The sequence below is a fragment of the Pokkaliibacter plantistimulans genome (assembly GCF_003194385.1).
Classification (GTDB): Bacteria; Pseudomonadota; Gammaproteobacteria; order Pseudomonadales; family Balneatricaceae; genus Pokkaliibacter; species Pokkaliibacter plantistimulans.
In genome coordinates this window covers 1-18,189 of sequence record NZ_LAPT01000141.1, presented here as the reverse complement: position 1 = coordinate 18,189, position 18,189 = coordinate 1, and the positions used below count along the sequence as shown (strand labels likewise).

The window sequence follows — 18,189 nt, the reverse complement described above, 5'->3', positions numbered from 1 at the left end:
GCTTGGCTGCTTTGCCTGGTCTGTCTGGCTATAATGCGGGGCTGGTCTGGTTTCAGGCGGGTTTTCTCTTCAGCCCTTTGATTGCTTGTGGTAGGTATGACAAAAGACAGGATCTACAAGGTTATTTTTCAGAATCAGGACAAGATATACGAAGTCTTTGCCCGCAGTGTCGGGCAGAGTGATCTCTGGGGATTTGTCGAGATTGAGAGCTTTATCTTTGGTGAGCGAAGCCAAATGCTGGTAGATCCGGCAGAGGAGAAGCTCAAAGCAGAGTTCGGTGAGGTAAAGCGAAGCTACATTCCCATGCATTCCATTATTCGGATCGATGAAGTGCAAAAAGAAGGGGTGGCCAAAATGCGTGATAGCAAGGGGAGTGTGATGGCGTTTCCAGGTATGCCTTTCCCCGGTAAATCAGATTGATGTTAACGCTTGGATTGGGCGGTAAAGACTTGCTGCCCTTTGCTGGATGACGCAGTTATTCGTGAGTCTAATGGATTAGGAGAGTTGGATCGGGCTTGGATGGATAAGTAATTCATGCAGATAAAGAAGAGTTCTATCAGATGGGATAAAGGTTGGCAGGGGTGGAAGGACTCGAACCTACGGATGACGGAATCAGAATCCGTTGCCTTACCACTTGGCGACACCCCTGCAACAGGGCCTTTACTTTAGTGATTAATCACACCTGTGTCCATGGTAGCTATGGTCGGATTCGAACCAACGACCTAAGCATTATGAATGCTCCGCTCTAACCTACTGAGCTACATAGCCATTTATGGCAGGGGTGGAAGGACTCGAACCTACGAATGACGGGATCAAAACCCGTTGCCTTACCACTTGGCGACACCCCTACTTGGACGGTGTGCAATAAGCACTGCTTTTGATTGGTGGCTATGGTCGGATTCGAACCAACGACCTAAGCATTATGAATGCTCCGCTCTAACCAGCTGAGCTACATAGCCATCTTGGCAGGGGTGGAAGGACTCGAACCTACGAATGACGGGATCAAAACCCGTTGCCTTACCACTTGGCGACACCCCTTCAAAAGCGACTCGCATTATACAGAAAGTTTAGAAAAATCAAAGTCTAGGATTTATCTGTTTTCTGTATCACTCGTGACTGCTGCAACAAGAATCTACTGCAAGGATGATGCTTGTTATTGCTGTCTCGTGTTTCGAGGTCGCGAATTATTCCTGTTCCTTTATCTGTTGTCAACATCTCACCAGAGAAAAAATGGCAAGCAATTCAATAGATTGCCCCGAGCCGTTGTTCATCGGGTCAGTGTGTGCCTGATGGTCTGAGTGGGTGAAGGAAGGCGGTGGTTTTGTGCCGGAGAGGTTCTACAGCATGAGCTGCAGATCAGGGCTATGACTGACATGCGTTGTCAAAACAGGGCTGAGAGGCGCTAGTAAATGTCGGCAGTGCGCCAAGGTGGTCAGTCCAAAAATAACATGGCCGCATAGAAGGACTCTGATGCGGCCATTGGGGGGAGTGAGTGCGTCAGTGCAACTTAGCCGAATGATCCGGCGATGTAGTCACGGGTACGTTGCTCACGGGCGTTGCTGAAAATGTTGTGGGTTTCATCAAACTCCACCAGCTCACCCAGATACATAAAGGCGGTGTAGTCAGAGATACGTGCTGCCTGCTGCATGTTGTGAGTGACAATGACGATGGTGTAGTCATTTCGCAGCTGCTCGATCAGCTGTTCGATGGCCTGGGTAGCGATAGGGTCCAGTGCAGAGGTGGGTTCATCCATCAGGATGACTTCAGGCTGCAGAGCCACGGTGCGGGCGATGCACAGGCGCTGCTGCTGGCCACCTGACAGGCTGCTGGCGTCCTGATGCAGCTTTTCCTTCACTTCTTCCCAAAGGTGTGCCTGGCGCAGGGCTTTCTCTACCCGCTCATCCATCTGGCGCTTAGACAGTTTGTCATACAGTTTCACGCCGAAGGCGATATTGTCATAGATGCTCATGGGGAAAGGCGTGGGCTTCTGGAACACCATCCCGACCTTGGAACGCAGTTCGTTGATATCCATGGAGCCATCAAGAATGTTGGTGGTGTCCAGCATGATCTTGCCTTCGGCGAACTGGCCGGAGTACAGCTGATAGATGCGATTCATGCAGCGCAGCAGGGTGGACTTGCCGCAGCCTGATGGCCCGATCATGGCGGTAACACGATTCTTGTAGATGGGCAGGTTTACATCACGCAATGCCTGAGCGCCGCGGTTGTAATAAAAGTTCAGACCCTGAACGTCCATACGGCGAGTCAGCGAATCGGTCTCAACAACTTCAGCAGGGTTCATGTAAGCAACGTGGCTCATTGTTATCTCCTTTTTGCCAGGCGGGGCAGCAGACGGGAAGAGAGGTTCAGGGCGAGTATGGTCAGGGTGATTAACAGAGCCCCTGACCAGGCTAGCTGGTTCCACGTCTCGTCCGGGCTCATGGCAAACTGGTAAATCGTCACCGGCAGGTTTGCCATTGGTTGGTTGGGATCAAGGCTCATAAAGCTGTTGTTCATTGAGGTGAACAGCAGCGGGGCGGTCTCGCCACTGATACGGGCGATGGCCAGCAGAATGCCCGTCACAAGACCGGTGCTGATAGCGCGATAGCCCAGTAGAGTAACGACTTTCCATTTCGGGGCACCCAGGCCGCTGCCCGCTTCACGCAGGCTGGTGGGCACCAGTTTCAGCATTTCTTCTGTGGTGCTGATAATGACGGGCAAGGCAATGATGGCTAGTGCGATAGCACCGGCCCAGCCGGAAAAGTGGCCCATGTTGATCACCACCATCTCATAGACAAACAAGCCGATCAGGATGGAGGGAGCGCTCATCAGCATGCCGTTGAGGAAGCGAATGGTGGAGGCAACCTTGCTGTTGGCACCGTACTCTGCCAGCCAGGTGCCGCCCATGACACCGATAGGGGCAGCAATCAGGATGCCCATGCTGGTCATGATCAGGCTGCCCAGCATGGCGTTGGCCAGGCCACCTTCACTACCGGGTCCGGGAGTGATTTCGGTAAAGAGAGACCACTGCATTCCGGCCAGCCCTTTGCTGACCAGGGTGTAAAGGATCGCAACCAGTACGCTGAGGCCAATGATGGTGGCGAACATGCATGCCAGCTGAAACACCATGTTGGTGATTTTACGTCTTAGTCTCATGACAGCTTCCTCTTGCGCATCAGGATGCGGGCGACCGCCATGACTGCGAAAGTGATAACAAACAACAGCAGACCGAGTGCCAGCAGCGAAGAGATATGCATGTCATTGGTGGCTTCGTTGAACTGTTCGGCAATGGTGGCGGATACCGATGTGGCAGGCATAAACAGCGAGGTGTTCATATCCTGGGCGCCGCCAATCACAAAGGTAACTGCCATGGTTTCGCCCAGAGCGCGGCCGAGAGCCAGAATTACGGCACCGAAGATGGCACTGCGGACGGCAGGAAGGAGTACAAAGAAGGTGACCTCCCAACGGTTGGCGCCAATGCCGTAGCTGGCTTCGCGCATGACGTTAGGGATGGTGGAGAGAGCTTCTTTAATCAGTGCGGTAAGAATAGGCAGAATCATGAAAGCCAGAATGATGCCGGAGGTCAGCAGACCTACGCCCATGGGTGGACCACTGAAAAGCAGGCCCAGTACAGGAACCTCTGAAAAGGCATCGAGTGCCCACAACTGAAAATGTTCTGAGAACCAGGGGGCGAAGACAAACAGGCCCCACATACCGTAAATGATGCTGGGTACTGCTGCGAGCAATTCAATAGCGGCGGCAACTGAGTGTGACATCCACGCAGGAGCCAGCTCAGTAAGGAATACGCCGATGGCCAGGCTCAAAGGCAGAGCCAGAAGAATAGCAATAAAGGAAGAAACCAGGGTGCCATACAGGGCATTAGCGGCGCCGTATTCGCTGGTAATAGGGTTCCACTCAGTACTGAACAAAAAACCGAAGCCAAACTTTTCCAGTGCAGGCCAGGCACCATGCAGCAGGGATAGCAGGATGGATACCAGCAGGACGCCGATCAGTATCGCGCTGGACCAGCAGGCACGTTGAAACAGCGTATCGCTGTGCCATCTCGATTTCATTACCAGCGTAGACATTGGATAGTTCACCTGTAGTCTTTACAGCTCCGTTGCCTGGGGCACTTCTTGCTGTCGGTTAAACGCGTAAAGGGAACGCCACCAGACACTTTTCAGGGTGCTGACAGCCGTTCCCGATAGTTGCTGGGTGGCAAGGTCAAACCGTGCTACCCAGCCGTCTCAACGTCATTACTTGTAAACAGCCATTCCCTGGGTGTCCTTGACGTCGTTTCTCCACATGTCTTCGATCATCTTGACGACGCTGTCAGGCATGGGGATGTAGTCCAGCGCTTCAGCCGCCTGGTCACCGTTAGCGAAGCTCCAGTCGAAGAACTTCAGTACTGCATCGCCTTTCTCAGCATCATCCTGCTGCTTGTAAACCAGAATGAAAGTGGCAGCAGTCATCGGCCAGGAAGCATCACCAGGCTGATCGTTCAGGATCAGGTGGAAGCCAGGAGCGTTGGACCAGTCAGCGTTGGCGGCAGCGGCCTGGAACGCAGCCATTTCAGGCTTAACAAATTTGCCAGCTTTGTTTTCCATCTGGGTGTAGGTCAGATTGTTGGATTTGGCATAAGCAAATTCAACGTAACCGATTGAGCCAGGAGTACGGCTTACGAAGTTGGCAACACCTTCGTTACCTTTGCCGCCCAGTTGCTGAGCTTCTTTCGGCCAGGCTACTTCTTTACCAACACCAACGTTTTTCTGCCACTCAGGGCTTACACGAGCCAGATAGTCGGTGAAGTTGAAAGTGGTACCTGAACCGTCAGAGCGGTGCACGGTGTAGATCGGCATGTGAGGAAGCTTGACGCCTTCGTTCAGAGAGGCAATAGCAGCGTCGTCCCACATTTTGACTTTGCCGGAGTAGATGTCAGCCAGTAGCTGACCGCTCAGCTTCAGTTGGCCGGCTTCGATGCCTTTCACATTGATTACGGGAACAATGGCACCCATAACTGCAGGGAACTGAGCCAGACCAGCTTGATCCAGTTCTTCTTTGGTCAGAGGAGCATCGCTAGCGCCGAAATCTACGGTTTTAGCTTTGATCTGTTTGATACCGCCACCAGAGCCGATGGACTGGTAGTTCAGTTTGACTCCTTCGGCCTTGTTGTAAGCCTCTGCCCACTTGGCATATACCGGATAGGGGAAAGTAGCGCCTGCACCGTTGATGGTATCTACTTTAGCGTAGGACATCGGGGCGATTACTACAGTGCTAGCCAGCAGTAAGCCATTGAGGAGTTTGTTCATCTGCCGTCACCTTGGTTGGATTGGGTTTAAAGCGAACTGGAAGGTTCATCTCTCTCTGGAGTGCGCTTAAGGTAACGCGGAAATATGACGGCAATATGACATTGGCTGTCACACAAAAAAGTTTGTGGCCTCTTGCTGGATGAGCAGTTGGAGATGGGGGCTCTTGCGGAAGGCGTAGATGTTACAAAGCCGCGAGATTCGCGGCTTTGTAAGAGAAAGTATGACTCTGGGAAGAGATCAGACGTTGAAGCGGAAGTGCATTACATCGCCATCTTTGACGATGTATTCCTTGCCTTCAAGGCGCCATTTGCCAGCCTCTTTGGCACCTTGCTCACCTTTGAACTGGACAAAGTCGTCATAGCCCACGACCTCGGCACGGATAAAGCCTTTTTCGAAGTCTGTATGAATGACGCCAGCCGCCTGCGGGGCGGTCGCACCTACTTTGACGGTCCAGGCGCGTACTTCCTTAACGCCGGCAGTGAAGTAAGTCTGCAGGTTGAGAAGAGCATAACCTGCACGAATGACGCGGTTCAGTCCTGGCTCTTCCATACCCATGCTCTCAAGGAACATCTGCATTTCTTCGATGTCATCCAGCTCAGCAATTTCGGCTTCGATCTTGTTGCAGACTGGGACCACGACAGCGCCTTCCTCTTCTGCAATGGCGCGTACCACGTCAAGCAGCGGGTTATCTTCAAAGCCGTCCTCGGCAACGTTGGCGATGTACATCACGGGCTTGGTCGTCAGCAGATGAAAGGTCTTTGCCAGACGCTTTTCATCATCGCTCAAATTTTTCAGCAGACTGCGGGCAGGTTTGCCCTCGTTGAAGTGAGGGATCAGCTTTTCCAGCAGAGCCTTTTGGGCCAGAGCCTCTTTGTCATTGCCTTTGGCAGCGCGCACTACGCGTTGCAGTTGCTTTTCACAGCTGTCGAGGTCGGCCATGATCAGCTCAAGGTCGATAATCTCGATATCGCGCTTGGGGTCAACGCTGTTGGCAACGTGGATCACATTGTCATCTTCAAAGCAGCGTACTACGTGGGCGATGGCATCGGTTTCGCGAATATTGGCCAGAAACTTGTTACCCAGTCCTTCACCTTTAGACGCGCCTGCAACGAGACCAGCAATGTCCACAAACTCCATGGTGGTAGGCAGGATGCGCTGTGGATTGACAATGGCGGCCAGCGCATCGAGGCGGGGGTCAGGCATGGGGACAATGCCTGAGTTCGGTTCAATGGTGCAGAACGGGAAGTTTTCCGCTGCGATGCCTGATTTGGTCAGGGCGTTGAACAGGGTTGACTTGCCGACATTGGGCAGGCCGACGATGCCACAGTTAAATCCCATAATGCGTTCCTGTTATCTCATTTACATCAGGAGTATCCCAGAATGGGCCAGCCAGAGAGCTAGCTGATTCGGGGATGCCCCTAGGGTTTGAATGCGTGAAGCTGATTCATTGCCTTGGACCAGTCGCCGCTAAGGGCCAGTGGCAGGGCAGAGAGGGCAGCATCGCTGGCCTGCTCTATCAGCTGTTGCTCTGCTTGGGGGGCTTTGGTCAGTACGAAACCGGCAACCATGCCTGCATGGCCGGGGTGGCCAATGCCAATGCGTAAACGATGAAATTCCCGATTGCCACCGAAGCGGCTAATAATATCTTTCAGACCATTATGACCACCGTGGCCGCCACCTTTCTTGAAGCGTGCCTGACCGGGCGGTATATCCAGCTCATCATGAACAACCAGTACCGCTTCTGGCGGTACCTTGTAAAAAGAACAGAGCGCCTGTACGGCTTGTCCACTCAAGTTCATGAAAGTGGTTGGGATCAACAGGTGCAGGGTCTGCCCCTGCCAGTTGGCTTTGGCGTATTGGCCGTGAAAGCGGGATTCGTGGCGCATTTCGGCGTGGCATAAAGACGCAAGCGCCGACACAAGGTCGGCGCCAGCGTTGTGCCTGGTTCTGTCATACTGCGCGCCGGGGTTGCCCAGCCCGACAATAAGTTGAACCTTGTCATTCATTGCTGATTCAGCGCTTACTTACGCTTGGCAACAACACGAGCAACAGCCTGGTTGTGGTCTTTACCCAGACGCAGAGCCGCCACTTCAACCCCTTCAGGGCAGACGATGTCGGACAGGTACAGGTTCTGACCCAGTTCAACGTTGCTCAGGTCAACAGTTACGAACTCAGGCAGGTTTTCAGGTTTGCAAACAACCTTAACTTCGCTCACCAGAGTGAATACCTTGCCGCCTACTTTGGAAGCTGGACTGGCAGCTTCGTTTTCGAAGCGAACAGGTACCTTGATGGTAATGGTGCGGCCGTTGGTAACACGCTGGAAGTCAGCGTGCAGCAGTACAGGCTTGGCAGGGTGACGTTGCAGATCCTTGATGATCACGCGCTCTTCCTTGCCATCAACGTTCAGGTTGATGATGCTGCTGAAGAACTGGTTGTCTTCGGTCAGGTGCAGCAGCTCATCGTGGTCGATGGTAAGGTTGGTGGGCTCAGCTGAACCGCCGTAAACAATGGCAGGAACAGTGTCGTCCAGGCGACGCAGGCGGCGGCTCGCACCCTTTCCTGCTACATCGCGTGCTTTTGCATTCAGTACGTAGTTGCTCATTTTTACCTCAACATAAAATTAAACAGCCAGACGACCGCGACCAGTGCCTGGCTGTAGTTTGCCCTTGCGGGCGAAATCAGCGCCTGTTGGTTTAATCAACGAAACATGGCGCTGATGGATTCTTCATTGCAAACGCGGCGCACCGCCTCGGCAAGGATGTGTGACAGCGTCAGCTGTTCAATCTTTTTGCTGCTGGATGCGGCTTTAGTCAGAGGAATAGTGTCGGTGACGACCAGTTTGTCCAGTACAGAGTTGTTGATATTGTCGATGGCCGGACCAGACAGCACTGGGTGAGTGGCATAAGCAATGACCTTGTGCGCGCCGTGCTCTTTAAGGGCGGCAGCTGCCTTGCAAAGGGTACCGGCTGTGTCACACATGTCATCAACAAGGATGCAGGTACGGTCTTTCACATCACCAATGATGTGCATGACCTGTGAAACATTAGCCTTCTCGCGGCGTTTATCGATGATGGCCAGATCGCAGTCCAGCTGTTTGGCAACCGCACGGGCACGCACTACGCCACCTACATCAGGAGAAACGACAATAGCGTTTTCGTAATTCTGACGCTGGATGTGTTCAATCAGCACCGGAGAACCGAATACGTTGTCAACAGGAATATCGAAAAAGCCCTGAATCTGCTCGGCATGCAGGTCAACGGTCAGAACGCGGTCTACACCCACGCCGGAGAGAATGTCTGCAACGGCTTTGGCGCTGATAGGTACACGAGCTGAGCGAGGGCGACGGTCCTGGCGGGCATAGCCGAAATAAGGAACAACAGCGGTGATACGCTGAGCTGATGCACGACGCAGTGCGTCAGTCATCATCACTAGCTCCATTAGGTTATCGTTTGTAGGGGCGCAGGTGGGCTGGATGATAAAACAATCCTTGCCGCGGACGTTCTCGTTGATCTGGACCGCTATTTCGCCGTCACTGAATTGGCCGACATCGGCATCGCCCAAAGGCAAGCACAACTGATCGACGACCTTGCGGGCAAGTTCCGGATGGGCGTTCCCGGTAAAGACCATTAGTTTTGACACGCTGATACCTTCACGCTGGCAGGATGTTGGATACCTTGGCCCGTTCATGGGTGGAGTGGTTCTCATAATTGACTGAGCTTACTGTCAGTACGTTATCTTTGTGAGCGGTGCTGCCCGACAAGAAATGTCTGACCGTGAGGCGCAACTCTTTGATTAATTAGCCGCAAGCAGCTGGAGTTCACTTCAACCCTGTCCACAGCAGTCTGGCTGCTCTCGACCGTTCTGTGTTGAACGTCGCGTGGCCATACCCCCTATAAAAAGGCGCGGAAATTGTCCATAAAGGGGGTGTGATTGTCAATTGATCAGCCGGAATTATTCAGTTTACCTGCCATTGTTTGATAACCAGTTTAAGTTCCAGATCATCCCGTTTGACGGTGAGCTTGCGGGGTAGCCAGGCCTGCCCCTGTTGCTGGAACTCCAGATAGTCAAGCCGCCACCCGGCTTGATCAAGGCTGAGCAGGCGGCCTTGATCATCGTACAATGAACCTTTGACCTTGCCCGGTGCAGGGGTGCCCTTAATCCAGTAAGTCAGCTGAGTCAGCGGGATCGGCCAGCCGGTATGCTGGCGTAGCAGCGCCTGGGGATCATCCGACACGTAGCGCCCTTGCGGGGTGGTCAGCAGTATCTGTTGAGGGGTGCCTTCCAGACTCAGTTGGCCCTGACCCATCGGGCCTGTCATTTTTACCTGATAGGAGTCACCCTGCTCCGTCCAGTTGACGGTCAGGGTGTTGTAACTTTCCTTGCTTTTTAGTCCTGCCTTGCCTTCCAGTTGCCAGCTGTCCATCTGATTGAGAGATTGGCGCCAGGCGGTACTGGGTTCCGGCTGAAAACTCAGCCGGTTGGTGTTGGCACAGGCGCTGAGGAGTAACGCCAAGGTGATAAGGCCGAGATATTTGACAGCGTTGGGATTAAGGCTGGACACCGTATTGCTCCATGATGTCGCGGATCGGGGAGTAGTCAGGCTTGCTGCGCAGTGCCTTGCGCCAGATGCGCAGTGCCTGATCGGGCTTGCTCTGTTGCCACAGTGCAGCACCATAATGGTAGGCCACTTCGGGGTCGGGGAAGGCACCGTAGGCTTTTGTCAGGTAATCTTCGGCTTCATCGTAGCGTTGCAGGTTGTAATAGACCCACCCCAGGCTGTCGAGAATGGCTGGGTCATCGGGTTGCAAGGTATGAGCCTTCAACAGTAGCTGTAAAGCCTCATTATGGCGTGTGGTGCGGTCGGTAAGGGTGTAGCCCAGTGCATTCAGGATTTGTGCATTGTCTGGCTCAAGGGCAACCAGCGCCTCGAGGTCAGCAATCATGGCCTCCAGATTGCCATCCTTGTCCCCGAGCATGGCACGGTTATACAGCAGCTGTGGATTGTTTGGGTCAAGCTTGAGTGCTTCGTCATACGCCTGGCGTGCAGCTGCATAATCCAGCTTTTTAGATTGCCACTCAGCCTCTAACTCGAACAGTTGGGCTGCCTGATCAGGATTGTTCTTGCGTGCCTGCTTCAGCATGGCAGGAATCTGATCATCCTGCCCATTGCCACTCAGCAGCACAATCAGTCGGCTCTGGGCAGTAATGAGTTCATCGCCACGCGTCACCTGCTGGTAGTAATCGATGGCGCTGTCCTGATCCTTTTGCAGTTCGGCAAGGTAGCCAAGATAGAAGGCCACAGGCGAACGGTTGGGCGCCATGTCCCACAGCTCCAGAAAACTGTTCTGGGCGTCTTTATAGCGCGCCAGCTGAATCTGGGTACGGCCAAGCGTGAACCGTGCCTCGAGATTGTCTGGCTGCTCCTTGATCAGGGATTGCAGCACAGGCAATGCCTTCTTGGCCTTGTTGTCGGCCAGATAGGCGCGAGCCAGCATGTCCTGTAGTTGAGGTGAAGGATGTGCCTTATTGGCCTGGCTCAGAAAACGGGTGGTTTCAGTGAATTTGCGCTGGCGAAACAGCAAGTCTGCCTTGAGTACGATCGCTTGTTGTAGCGAGGGAGCTAGATGCAGGGCTTCATTGACTTCATCCTCTGCACCTTGCCAGCGCAACTGATGCCGGGCAATCAGTGCTGTACTCAGGTGGTAGAACGGGTTGCGCGGGTGCTGTTGCAGTTGCGGACGCAAGGCCTGAGCAAAGGCTTCAATGTCCCCCTGGTCCAGTTGTTCGACACGGCCAAGTAACAATGAGTACATTGCATTGTTGCTGCGCCAGTCGAACTTGTTAAGTGTAGAGAATACTTCAGCGTACTGCTTGGTCTGGAACAGGCTATCCAGCAACAAGTTGCTGGCAACGCGAGAGTCAGGGCTGATGTCATGCCAAAGCTGCGCTGACTTGGACAGGTCTTCTGCGTTTCCCAGATATTGAGCGAGGTAGCTTGCCTGCTCAGCGAGTTCCGGGGTGCGATACTTTTCTGCCAGTAGTTGATATTGCCGGTATGCCAGGTCGGGCTGGTCGCGTTGCACCGCGAATTCAGCCAGCAAGAGCGGATATATAGGGGAAGTCGCAGCGATATCATCTGCTTTATTTGCCTGAGCTGCCGATTGAGGCGCGCTGGTTTTCACTGCACAGCCACTTAGAATACTCAGCAGGCAGGCTATTAAATAAGCTGATCTTGGCATGGAGTCTGTTGTGAATAAGGCGGGTTGGTTACAATAGGCAGCCCTTGGCGGGCGAGGTTTCCTGTATATTGCGTTATCGCTGGCAGGCTCACAAGGGAAATCACGCGTCGGCTGTTACCGGTCTGTTTCTTTATGTGTCTTGATAACGGACGAGGGCTGATCTGTCAGGTCAGTATCCGGCAGATGAATAGAAAGTATCTATTCATATCGTTGATATAATTCACGGCAACCGCTGTGCTATTGCGCCATACTTGTGAAACCGGCTCACCGGCGGCACAACTTGGCACAAACGCTCACTATGGGTGAGCAAGTTGTAGTTGATTCTGGTGCGGTCATCGATCCGGATCACGAAGCATTCTGAGTGGCGTACCTTCGTTATGCAGCAATCTATGGCGTTATTGGCTCTCGGCATTAATCACAAAACTGCCCCGGTAGACGTCCGTGAAAAACTGGCATTCTCTCCTGATGAGCTGGATGAGGCGCTGGTACGCGCACGCAAAGACGGTGCGCTCAGTGAGGTAGCCATTTTGTCTACCTGCAACCGCACTGAAGTTTATGGTGTGGCGCCGCTGCATGAAGGGCGGACAGTGCTTGAGTGGCTGGCCCGCTATCACGACGTCAGCGTCGAACAGCTGATGAAGAATGCATACATCCACTGGGATCGAGAAGCCGTTCGTCACATGATGCGAGTAGCCTGTGGATTGGATTCGCTGATTTTGGGCGAGCCACAAATTCTCGGACAGCTGAAAGATGCGTTCTCTGCTGCACAGCGTACCGGTTGTCTTGGTGCGCAGATGAATCGCTGGTTCCAGCACTCCTTCAATATGGCCAAGCAGGTGCGTACTCAGACGGATATCGGTAAAAATCCCGTCTCGGTTGCCTATGCCGCCGTCAGTCTCGCTCAGCGCATTTTTGCTGATCTGGCCGATACCCGGGCACTGCTCATCGGGGCCGGAGAAACCATCGAACTGGTTGGCCGACACCTGCGTGAAGCAGGAGTGACTCAACTCACCGTCGCCAACCGAACCTTAAGTCGTGGTCAGGCACTTGCCGCAGAGCTGGATGGTCGTGCTATTCCCCTCGCGGAGCTGGCCGAGTACCTGCACGAAGCTGATATTGTGATTGCCTCAACGGCCAGTCCTTTGCCTGTTCTTGGGAAGGGGGCGGTAGAACGTGCATTGAAGAAGCGCCGTTACAATCCGATGTTTATGGTGGACATTGCTGTCCCTCGGGATATTGAGCCTGAAGTCGGAGAGCTGGAAGATGTCTATCTGTATACCGTTGATGATTTGCAGCAAGTCATTGATGAAGGAGTAAAAGCACGTCAGAGCGCTGCAGAAGAGGCGGAGCTGCTGATCGCTCAGGGTATTGAGCATTTCATAGAGCAGTTGCGCGCACGTGATGCTGTGCAGACGTTGATGGATATCCGTCAGCAGGCTGAAGTGGTGCGTGATCAGGAAATAGAGAAGGCTCTGCGCCAGCTGCAGCGCGGACAGAATGCAGAAGATGTTTTGCGGCATCTGGCGCGCGGGCTAACAAACAAACTTATCCATACGCCCAGCGTTGAGCTGAAAAAAGCCAGCGCAGAAGGCCGAACCGATTTACTGGTGCAGGCTCGTCGACTTTACGGCCTGTCCAACTCTCAAGCGGATGATTGATCCCTCCTATGTTGAAACCCTCTATTTTGGCCAGATTGGAAGGTCTGGTTGAGCGTTATGAAGAGCTTGCAGCACTGCTCAGTGAAGCCAGTGTCATTGCTGACCAGCAGAAGTTTCGTAACTACTCGCGTGAATATGCTGAATTGGAAGAGCTAGCCCAAGCCTTTGGTCGCTACCAGCAGGTGCAGGGCGATGCTCGAGAAGCTGAGGCGATGCTCAAGGACGCGGATGCTGAGATGCGTGAGTTGGCAGAGGAGGAGTTGAAAGACGCCAAAGCCAATATCGAAGGTCTGGAAGCTGAGTTGCAAACGTTGCTATTGCCCAAGGATCCGAACGATACACATAACATCTTTCTTGAGGTACGTGCAGGAACTGGTGGTGATGAGGCGGCCATATTTGCTGGCGATCTTTTTCGCATGTATTCCCGTTATGCAGAAACGCAGGGCTGGCAGATTGAAATCGTCAGCGCCAGCGAAGGTGAACATGGCGGTTACAAAGAGGTCATCTCTCGAATTGCTGGCCAGAATGTCTATGGACGTCTGAAGTTTGAGTCTGGGGCGCACCGCGTACAGCGTGTACCTGCAACAGAATCGCAAGGGCGTATTCACACCTCTGCCTGCACGGTAGCCATTCTTCCAGAAGTGGATGCGGTGGGGGATATCGAGATTAACCCTGCAGACCTGCGAGTTGATACCTACCGCGCGTCCGGTGCGGGTGGGCAACACGTTAACAAGACAGAATCCGCTATACGTATTACCCACATCCCTTCGGGTGTGGTAGTCGAATGTCAGGATGAGCGCTCACAGCATAAAAACCGTGCCAAAGCGATGGCCTTGCTGGCGGCCCGCCTCAAACAGTCGGCGGTCGACAAGCAGGCCAGCGAGCAGGCTGATCAGCGCAAGAGCCTGGTAGGTAGCGGTGATCGTTCGGAACGTATCCGTACCTACAACTACCCGCAGGGGCGGGTTACAGATCATCGCATCAACCTCACGCTTTATCGTCTGGATGAGATCGTGGGAGGGCAAATGGATTCCGTTATTGAGCCTCTGCTGCATGAGTATCAGGCGGAGCTGTTGGCCAGTCTGGCTGAGCAGAGTTGAACAGTACGTTGAACATTGCCGATGCACTCAGGTGGGCCAGAGTAGCCTTGAGCGCAGGGGAAAGCCCTCAGGCCGATGCTGAGGTGCTGCTAACCTGGGTGTTGGGACGCAATCGTGCTTATTTGCGTGCGTTTGATGATCTGCAGTTGTCAGATACGCAGTGGTTGCAGTACCAGACGGCTGTCGAACGCCGCCAGTGCGGTGAGCCTGTGGCGTATATCATGGGAGTAAGGGAGTTCTGGTCACTGCCTCTCCGTGTTGAGCCTTCGACCTTGATTCCACGTCCTGATACCGAAACGCTGGTCGAGGTTGCTCTGTTGCAACTGTCAGCCACGCAAGCTCGGGTTCTGGATCTGGGGACAGGCACTGGAGCTATTGCTTTGGCTCTGGCTTCGGAACGGCCGGGCTGGCAGGTGACGGGGGTAGATCGACTACCTGAAGCGGTGGCCCTGGCACGGAAAAATGCCATGAGCTTACAGCTCAATGTGGCCTTTCTGCTCAGCCACTGGTATGCCCAAGTGACTGGCGCCTTTGATCTTATCGTCAGCAATCCTCCTTATATCGATAGTAACGACCCTCACCTGTTGCAAGGCGATGTGCGTTTTGAGCCACATTCGGCGTTGGTAGCGGCTGATCAGGGGCTTGCTGATATAACCTGTATTGTTGATCATGCGCCCGGCTATTTGACCGATGGCGGCTGGATACTGCTGGAGCATGGCTGGCAGCAAGCTGAGTCTGTGCAGCTTCTGTTACGGCAGAAAGGTTTTTCTTCGGTGCAAAGCTGGCAGGATCTGGGCGGTAATGACCGGGTGACCGGCGGTCGCTGGTGTGGCGAGCAATCTGTGGTGGCTGGCGCAGGCTCCAGCTGATGTAGGAATAGAGCTGATGGAACTGTCTGACAAGCAACTACTGCGTTATAGCCGGCATATCATGCTGCCAGGTATTGATCTGGAAGGGCAGGAGCGGCTGCTATCTTCCAAAGTGCTGATAGTAGGGTTGGGGGGGCTTGGTTGCCCTGCAGCGCAATATCTGGCGGCGGCGGGTGTCGGTGAGCTGGTGCTGGTAGATGATGACGTTGTCGAGGCCAGTAATTTACAACGACAGGTACTGCATGGTGAGGACAGTCTTGGTTTGGCCAAGGTGGAGTCCGCCCGCCGGGCATTGCTCCGGTTGAATCCAGAGGTAGTAGTCACTGCGCTGCAGCAGCGTCTGGAGCCGGTGGAGATGGCTCAGTGGGTTGATAAGGTTGATGTGGTAATCGACTGCTCGGATAACTTTACGACTCGTTTTGCGCTCAATCGGGCTTGTGTTGCTGCAGGAAAACCGCTTGTTTCGGGGGCAGCGATTCGCTGGGAAGGGCAGGTTAGTGTTTTCCTGGCAAAAGCGGGAAGTCCTTGCTATCAATGTTTGTACAAGGCAGGTGATGATGAGCAACTAACCTGTTCCGACAGTGGTGTCGCAGCGCCACTGGTGGGAATGATAGGTTGTACTCAGGCCATGGAAGCTCTTAAATTGATTGTTGGAGGCGGTACCTCCCTGATGGGACGTCTGCTCGTTCTGGATGCGTTAACCATGCAATGGCGTTCTTTGGCGTTAAGGCGGGATCCGCATTGCCCTGTCTGCGCTGGAGCTGGCGCCTGATTTTTTAACCAAGCGTGTAATCACAGGAGAGAGACCCCATGACGGGCGCGCTTAACAACCTGAAATACGATGACGATTTTATTCGCGACATTCTGGAAGAGGTAAACGTCGTTGCATTGGTGGGGGCCAGTTCTAATCCCGAGCGACCAAGCCATCAAGTGATGAAATATCTGCTGCACAAAGGTTACAGGGTGATCCCGGTGAATCCCAATGAGGCGGGTAGATCTATTCTTGGTGAGCCAGTCGTCGCTTCTTTGCAGGATATTACAGAGCCTATTGATATGGTGGATGTGTTCCGCCGTTCGGAAGCAGTTGCTGAGGTAGTAGATGAGGCTATCGCAGCGAATGCCCGCGTCGTGTGGATGCAGCTCGGCGTGGTCAATCAGGGTGCTGCATCCCGGGCTGAGGAAGAGGGCTTGCGTGTCATCATGGATCGCTGCCCCAAGATTGAATATGAGCGCCTGCGCTTGGGTATCTACTAGTTTCTGTACTGATGTTACAGACTCCTGACTGGCATAGTGTGGAGTAATGCCAGGCAGGAGCCTGCAGGCGCATCTTGTCTGTGTGTTTGTCGTCAGCGAGTTTCGCTCTTTACCTTCCCAGCATCAGCTTGCGAATACGCAAGTCCTCCAGGCAGCGACGCGCTAGTTGTAGTGTCGACTGCTGTTCAGATGTCAGTGGTTCTGTATCTACCCATTTACCAATGGCATCGGTAGTCATGCCACTATCAATCAGGTGCCTGACCAGTTCGGGACGTGCCGACTTGATAGCTAGGTCCAGCAGGGTGTCGCCCGCCTCAGTGCGAACATTCAAATCAATTCCATATTGCTGCAGGCGATTTAGCAGCAACATATGATCGGTTGCAGGAGCCATTGTCAGGCAGGCTAATGGCCATGTCTGGCCATCAGGGGTCAGCTCCAGGTCAAACTTGTGCTTTAGTAATAGCGTAACCAGTTCGACACGGTGTCGCTTCGCACATAGCGCAGAGGTTGCCAGCTGATTGCCTTGATCCATGTTGGGAGCGTGGTGATGTAGCAATAACGCTGCGCACTGGAGGGCTCCCTCCAAAAAAACCAGTTCTGCTGCACTTTGATTATCCGATATCGGCTCGAATGGCGAAGGTAAACGCTGCCACTGCTTGCTGGCATGCACTGTGTTGTCCTCCACAAGCGCCTGAATGAATGGGGAGAGTTCAAAGTTTTTCTGCCAAGGCCATTTCATTGGGTGTTAATCACTGTGTATTACGAAGAATGATCAGCGAGCTGTTTGAGCTTGCCATTGACGCTGCTTACGGCCAAAGCTCACAGAATCAAAAGAAAATATCACCAGCCCAGCCCAGATAAACAGAAATGGTATCAGCTTGTGCTGATCAAAAGGCTCATCGTACAGCCATATGGCCAGTTGCATGGTGATCGTCGGTGTCGTGTATTGCCAGAAGCCAATGGTTGTCATAGGAAGTCTGCGGGCGGCTGCCGCAAACCAAATGAGCGGCAGTATGGTGACCAGGCCGGTCGAGATCAGCAGCAGGTCTAGCGCAGGTGTGCTCATGCTGAAGCTGAGGTTGTCTTCCAGCGCTAACCAGCCCAGATAGGCAAGGGCAAAAGGACAGAGGAGTAGTGTTTCAATGGCCAGACCGTTTATCGCACTCACCGTCGTCTGCTTGCGAATGGCACCATAAAATCCAAAGCTCAGCGCCAGCGTCAAGGATATCCATGGTAAGTGGCCGAGCATGGCGACCTGATACCCTACCCCCAGAGTTGCAAGTAGTACGGCTAACCACTGCAAGGCACGTAGTTTTTCTTTGAAAAAAATCAGTCCGATCAGAATGTTAACGATAGGGGTAAAGAAATACCCCAGACTGGTTTCGAGAATACGGCCATCGTTGACTGCCCAGATGAAGGTTACCCAGTTGACGGCTATCAAAGATGCAGAACAGAACAGCCAGCGACTCTGCGACAAGTTGAATACGATACTGAAGACGGAGCTGAGCTGTCGGGTAAGGCTTAGAAATGCGACCAGCAGTACCATGGACCAGCTAATACGATAAGCCAGTATCTCCCACGCCGGGACGGTGCTCATATGTTTGAAAAAAATGGGGAAAGTGCCCCAGATACCAAAGGCAGCCAAAGCAAACAGGTGGCCCTGGCGTAGGTCATTATTCATGTTGGTCTCGTTGTTGAGAGGCGCTGGCCTTACAAGGGAGGATGTGCATGTACGAACTACTATTAACAGGTCGTTGAAAATC

Annotated in this window: 18 protein-coding genes and 5 tRNA genes; 6 read left to right on the top strand and 17 right to left on the bottom strand. The window is 53.4% G+C overall.

Translation table 11 applies throughout. The annotated features are described in order from the left end of the window. Positions 1-96 precede the first annotated feature (96 nt). Entirely contained in the window at positions 97-420 is a 324-nt protein-coding gene (locus tag WH50_RS24180) for a DUF1820 family protein (RefSeq protein ID WP_110189849.1), read from the top strand. A gap of 153 nt (positions 421-573) precedes the next feature. On the opposite strand, the gene WH50_RS24175 is transcribed toward WH50_RS24180, so the two are convergent. From WH50_RS24175 to WH50_RS24105, 15 genes are all read right to left on the bottom strand, one after another. After that, positions 574-648: transfer RNA gene (locus WH50_RS24175), tRNA-Gln, on the bottom strand. Between the two features lie 43 nt (positions 649-691). Further along, positions 692-768: transfer RNA gene (locus tag WH50_RS24170), tRNA-Met, on the bottom strand. Between the two features lie 5 nt (positions 769-773). Beyond that, positions 774-848: transfer RNA gene (locus WH50_RS24165), tRNA-Gln, on the bottom strand. 34 nt (positions 849-882) lie between these two features. Beyond that, positions 883-959: transfer RNA gene (locus tag WH50_RS24160), tRNA-Met, on the bottom strand. A 4-nt stretch (positions 960-963) separates the two neighbouring features. Then, a tRNA-Gln gene (locus tag WH50_RS24155) sits at positions 964-1,038 on the bottom strand. A gap of 469 nt (positions 1,039-1,507) precedes the next feature. Beyond that, entirely contained in the window at positions 1,508-2,317 is an 810-nt protein-coding gene (gene pstB, locus WH50_RS24150) for a phosphate ABC transporter ATP-binding protein PstB (protein ID WP_243410261.1), read from the bottom strand. Positions 2,318-2,319: 2 nt separating this feature from the next. Beyond that, positions 2,320-3,153 (bottom strand): phosphate ABC transporter permease PstA, encoded by an 834-nt coding sequence (pstA, locus tag WH50_RS24145; RefSeq protein ID WP_110189847.1) that lies wholly within the window; start codon positions 3,151-3,153, stop codon positions 2,320-2,322. Beyond that, the gene (gene pstC, locus WH50_RS24140) at positions 3,150-4,085 is read right to left on the bottom strand and encodes a phosphate ABC transporter permease subunit PstC (RefSeq protein ID WP_110189845.1); all 936 of its coding nucleotides are present in this window, start codon (positions 4,083-4,085) and stop codon (positions 3,150-3,152) included. The genes pstA and pstC overlap by 4 nt, the downstream gene beginning before the upstream one ends. A 168-nt stretch (positions 4,086-4,253) precedes the next feature. After that, the gene (gene pstS, locus WH50_RS24135; RefSeq protein WP_110189843.1) at positions 4,254-5,306 is read right to left on the bottom strand and encodes a phosphate ABC transporter substrate-binding protein PstS; all 1,053 of its coding nucleotides are present in this window, start codon (positions 5,304-5,306) and stop codon (positions 4,254-4,256) included. Positions 5,307-5,543: 237 nt separating this feature from the next. Beyond that, positions 5,544-6,644 (bottom strand): redox-regulated ATPase YchF, encoded by a 1,101-nt coding sequence (ychF, locus tag WH50_RS24130; protein WP_110189841.1) that lies wholly within the window; start codon positions 6,642-6,644, stop codon positions 5,544-5,546. 80 nt (positions 6,645-6,724) lie between these two features. Continuing rightward, complete coding sequence (pth, locus tag WH50_RS24125; protein WP_110189839.1) at positions 6,725-7,312, bottom strand: aminoacyl-tRNA hydrolase; 588 nt, start codon at positions 7,310-7,312, stop codon at positions 6,725-6,727. A gap of 14 nt (positions 7,313-7,326) precedes the next feature. Beyond that, on the bottom strand, positions 7,327-7,908 hold the full coding sequence (locus WH50_RS24120; RefSeq protein ID WP_110189837.1) for a 50S ribosomal protein L25/general stress protein Ctc: 582 nt from the start codon (positions 7,906-7,908) through the stop codon (positions 7,327-7,329). A 95-nt stretch (positions 7,909-8,003) separates the two neighbouring features. Continuing rightward, entirely contained in the window at positions 8,004-8,945 is a 942-nt protein-coding gene (locus WH50_RS24115) for a ribose-phosphate pyrophosphokinase (RefSeq protein ID WP_104156392.1), read from the bottom strand. A 316-nt stretch (positions 8,946-9,261) separates the two neighbouring features. Further along, entirely contained in the window at positions 9,262-9,867 is a 606-nt protein-coding gene (gene lolB / locus WH50_RS24110) for a lipoprotein insertase outer membrane protein LolB (RefSeq protein ID WP_165838552.1), read from the bottom strand. Next, positions 9,854-11,389, bottom strand: a complete 1,536-nt coding sequence (locus tag WH50_RS24105; RefSeq protein ID WP_165838551.1) for a tetratricopeptide repeat protein — start codon at positions 11,387-11,389, stop codon at positions 9,854-9,856. The genes lolB and WH50_RS24105 overlap by 14 nt, the downstream gene beginning before the upstream one ends. 545 nt (positions 11,390-11,934) lie before the next feature. Between WH50_RS24105 and hemA the strand changes: the two genes are divergently transcribed. The 5 genes from hemA to WH50_RS24080 are packed head-to-tail and all read left to right on the top strand — an operon-like array spanning position 11,935 to position 16,426. After that, positions 11,935-13,203 carry a glutamyl-tRNA reductase gene (hemA, locus tag WH50_RS24100; RefSeq protein WP_110189831.1) on the top strand — a complete coding sequence of 423 codons (1,269 nt, stop codon included), beginning with the start codon at positions 11,935-11,937 and terminating at the stop codon, positions 13,201-13,203. 11 nt (positions 13,204-13,214) lie between these two features. Next, positions 13,215-14,303 carry a peptide chain release factor 1 gene (gene prfA / locus WH50_RS24095; RefSeq protein WP_110189880.1) on the top strand — a complete coding sequence of 363 codons (1,089 nt, stop codon included), beginning with the start codon at positions 13,215-13,217 and terminating at the stop codon, positions 14,301-14,303. Then, positions 14,300-15,172, top strand: coding sequence for a peptide chain release factor N(5)-glutamine methyltransferase (gene prmC, locus WH50_RS24090; protein ID WP_279305961.1), 873 nt, complete (start codon positions 14,300-14,302; stop codon positions 15,170-15,172). The genes prfA and prmC overlap by 4 nt, the downstream gene beginning before the upstream one ends. A 16-nt stretch (positions 15,173-15,188) precedes the next feature. Further along, entirely contained in the window at positions 15,189-15,944 is a 756-nt protein-coding gene (locus WH50_RS24085) for a HesA/MoeB/ThiF family protein (protein WP_207780466.1), read from the top strand. Between the two features lie 38 nt (positions 15,945-15,982). After that, on the top strand, positions 15,983-16,426 hold the full coding sequence (locus WH50_RS24080; RefSeq protein WP_110189829.1) for a CoA-binding protein: 444 nt from the start codon (positions 15,983-15,985) through the stop codon (positions 16,424-16,426). A gap of 109 nt (positions 16,427-16,535) precedes the next feature. Here the strand turns inward: WH50_RS24080 and WH50_RS24075 are convergent, their stop codons facing one another. Next, entirely contained in the window at positions 16,536-17,165 is a 630-nt protein-coding gene (locus tag WH50_RS24075; RefSeq protein WP_110189827.1) for an ankyrin repeat domain-containing protein, read from the bottom strand. 33 nt (positions 17,166-17,198) lie between these two features. After that, a partial coding sequence (rarD, locus tag WH50_RS24070) for an EamA family transporter RarD (RefSeq protein WP_133251419.1) occupies positions 17,199-18,189 on the bottom strand: 991 nt, incomplete at its 5' end.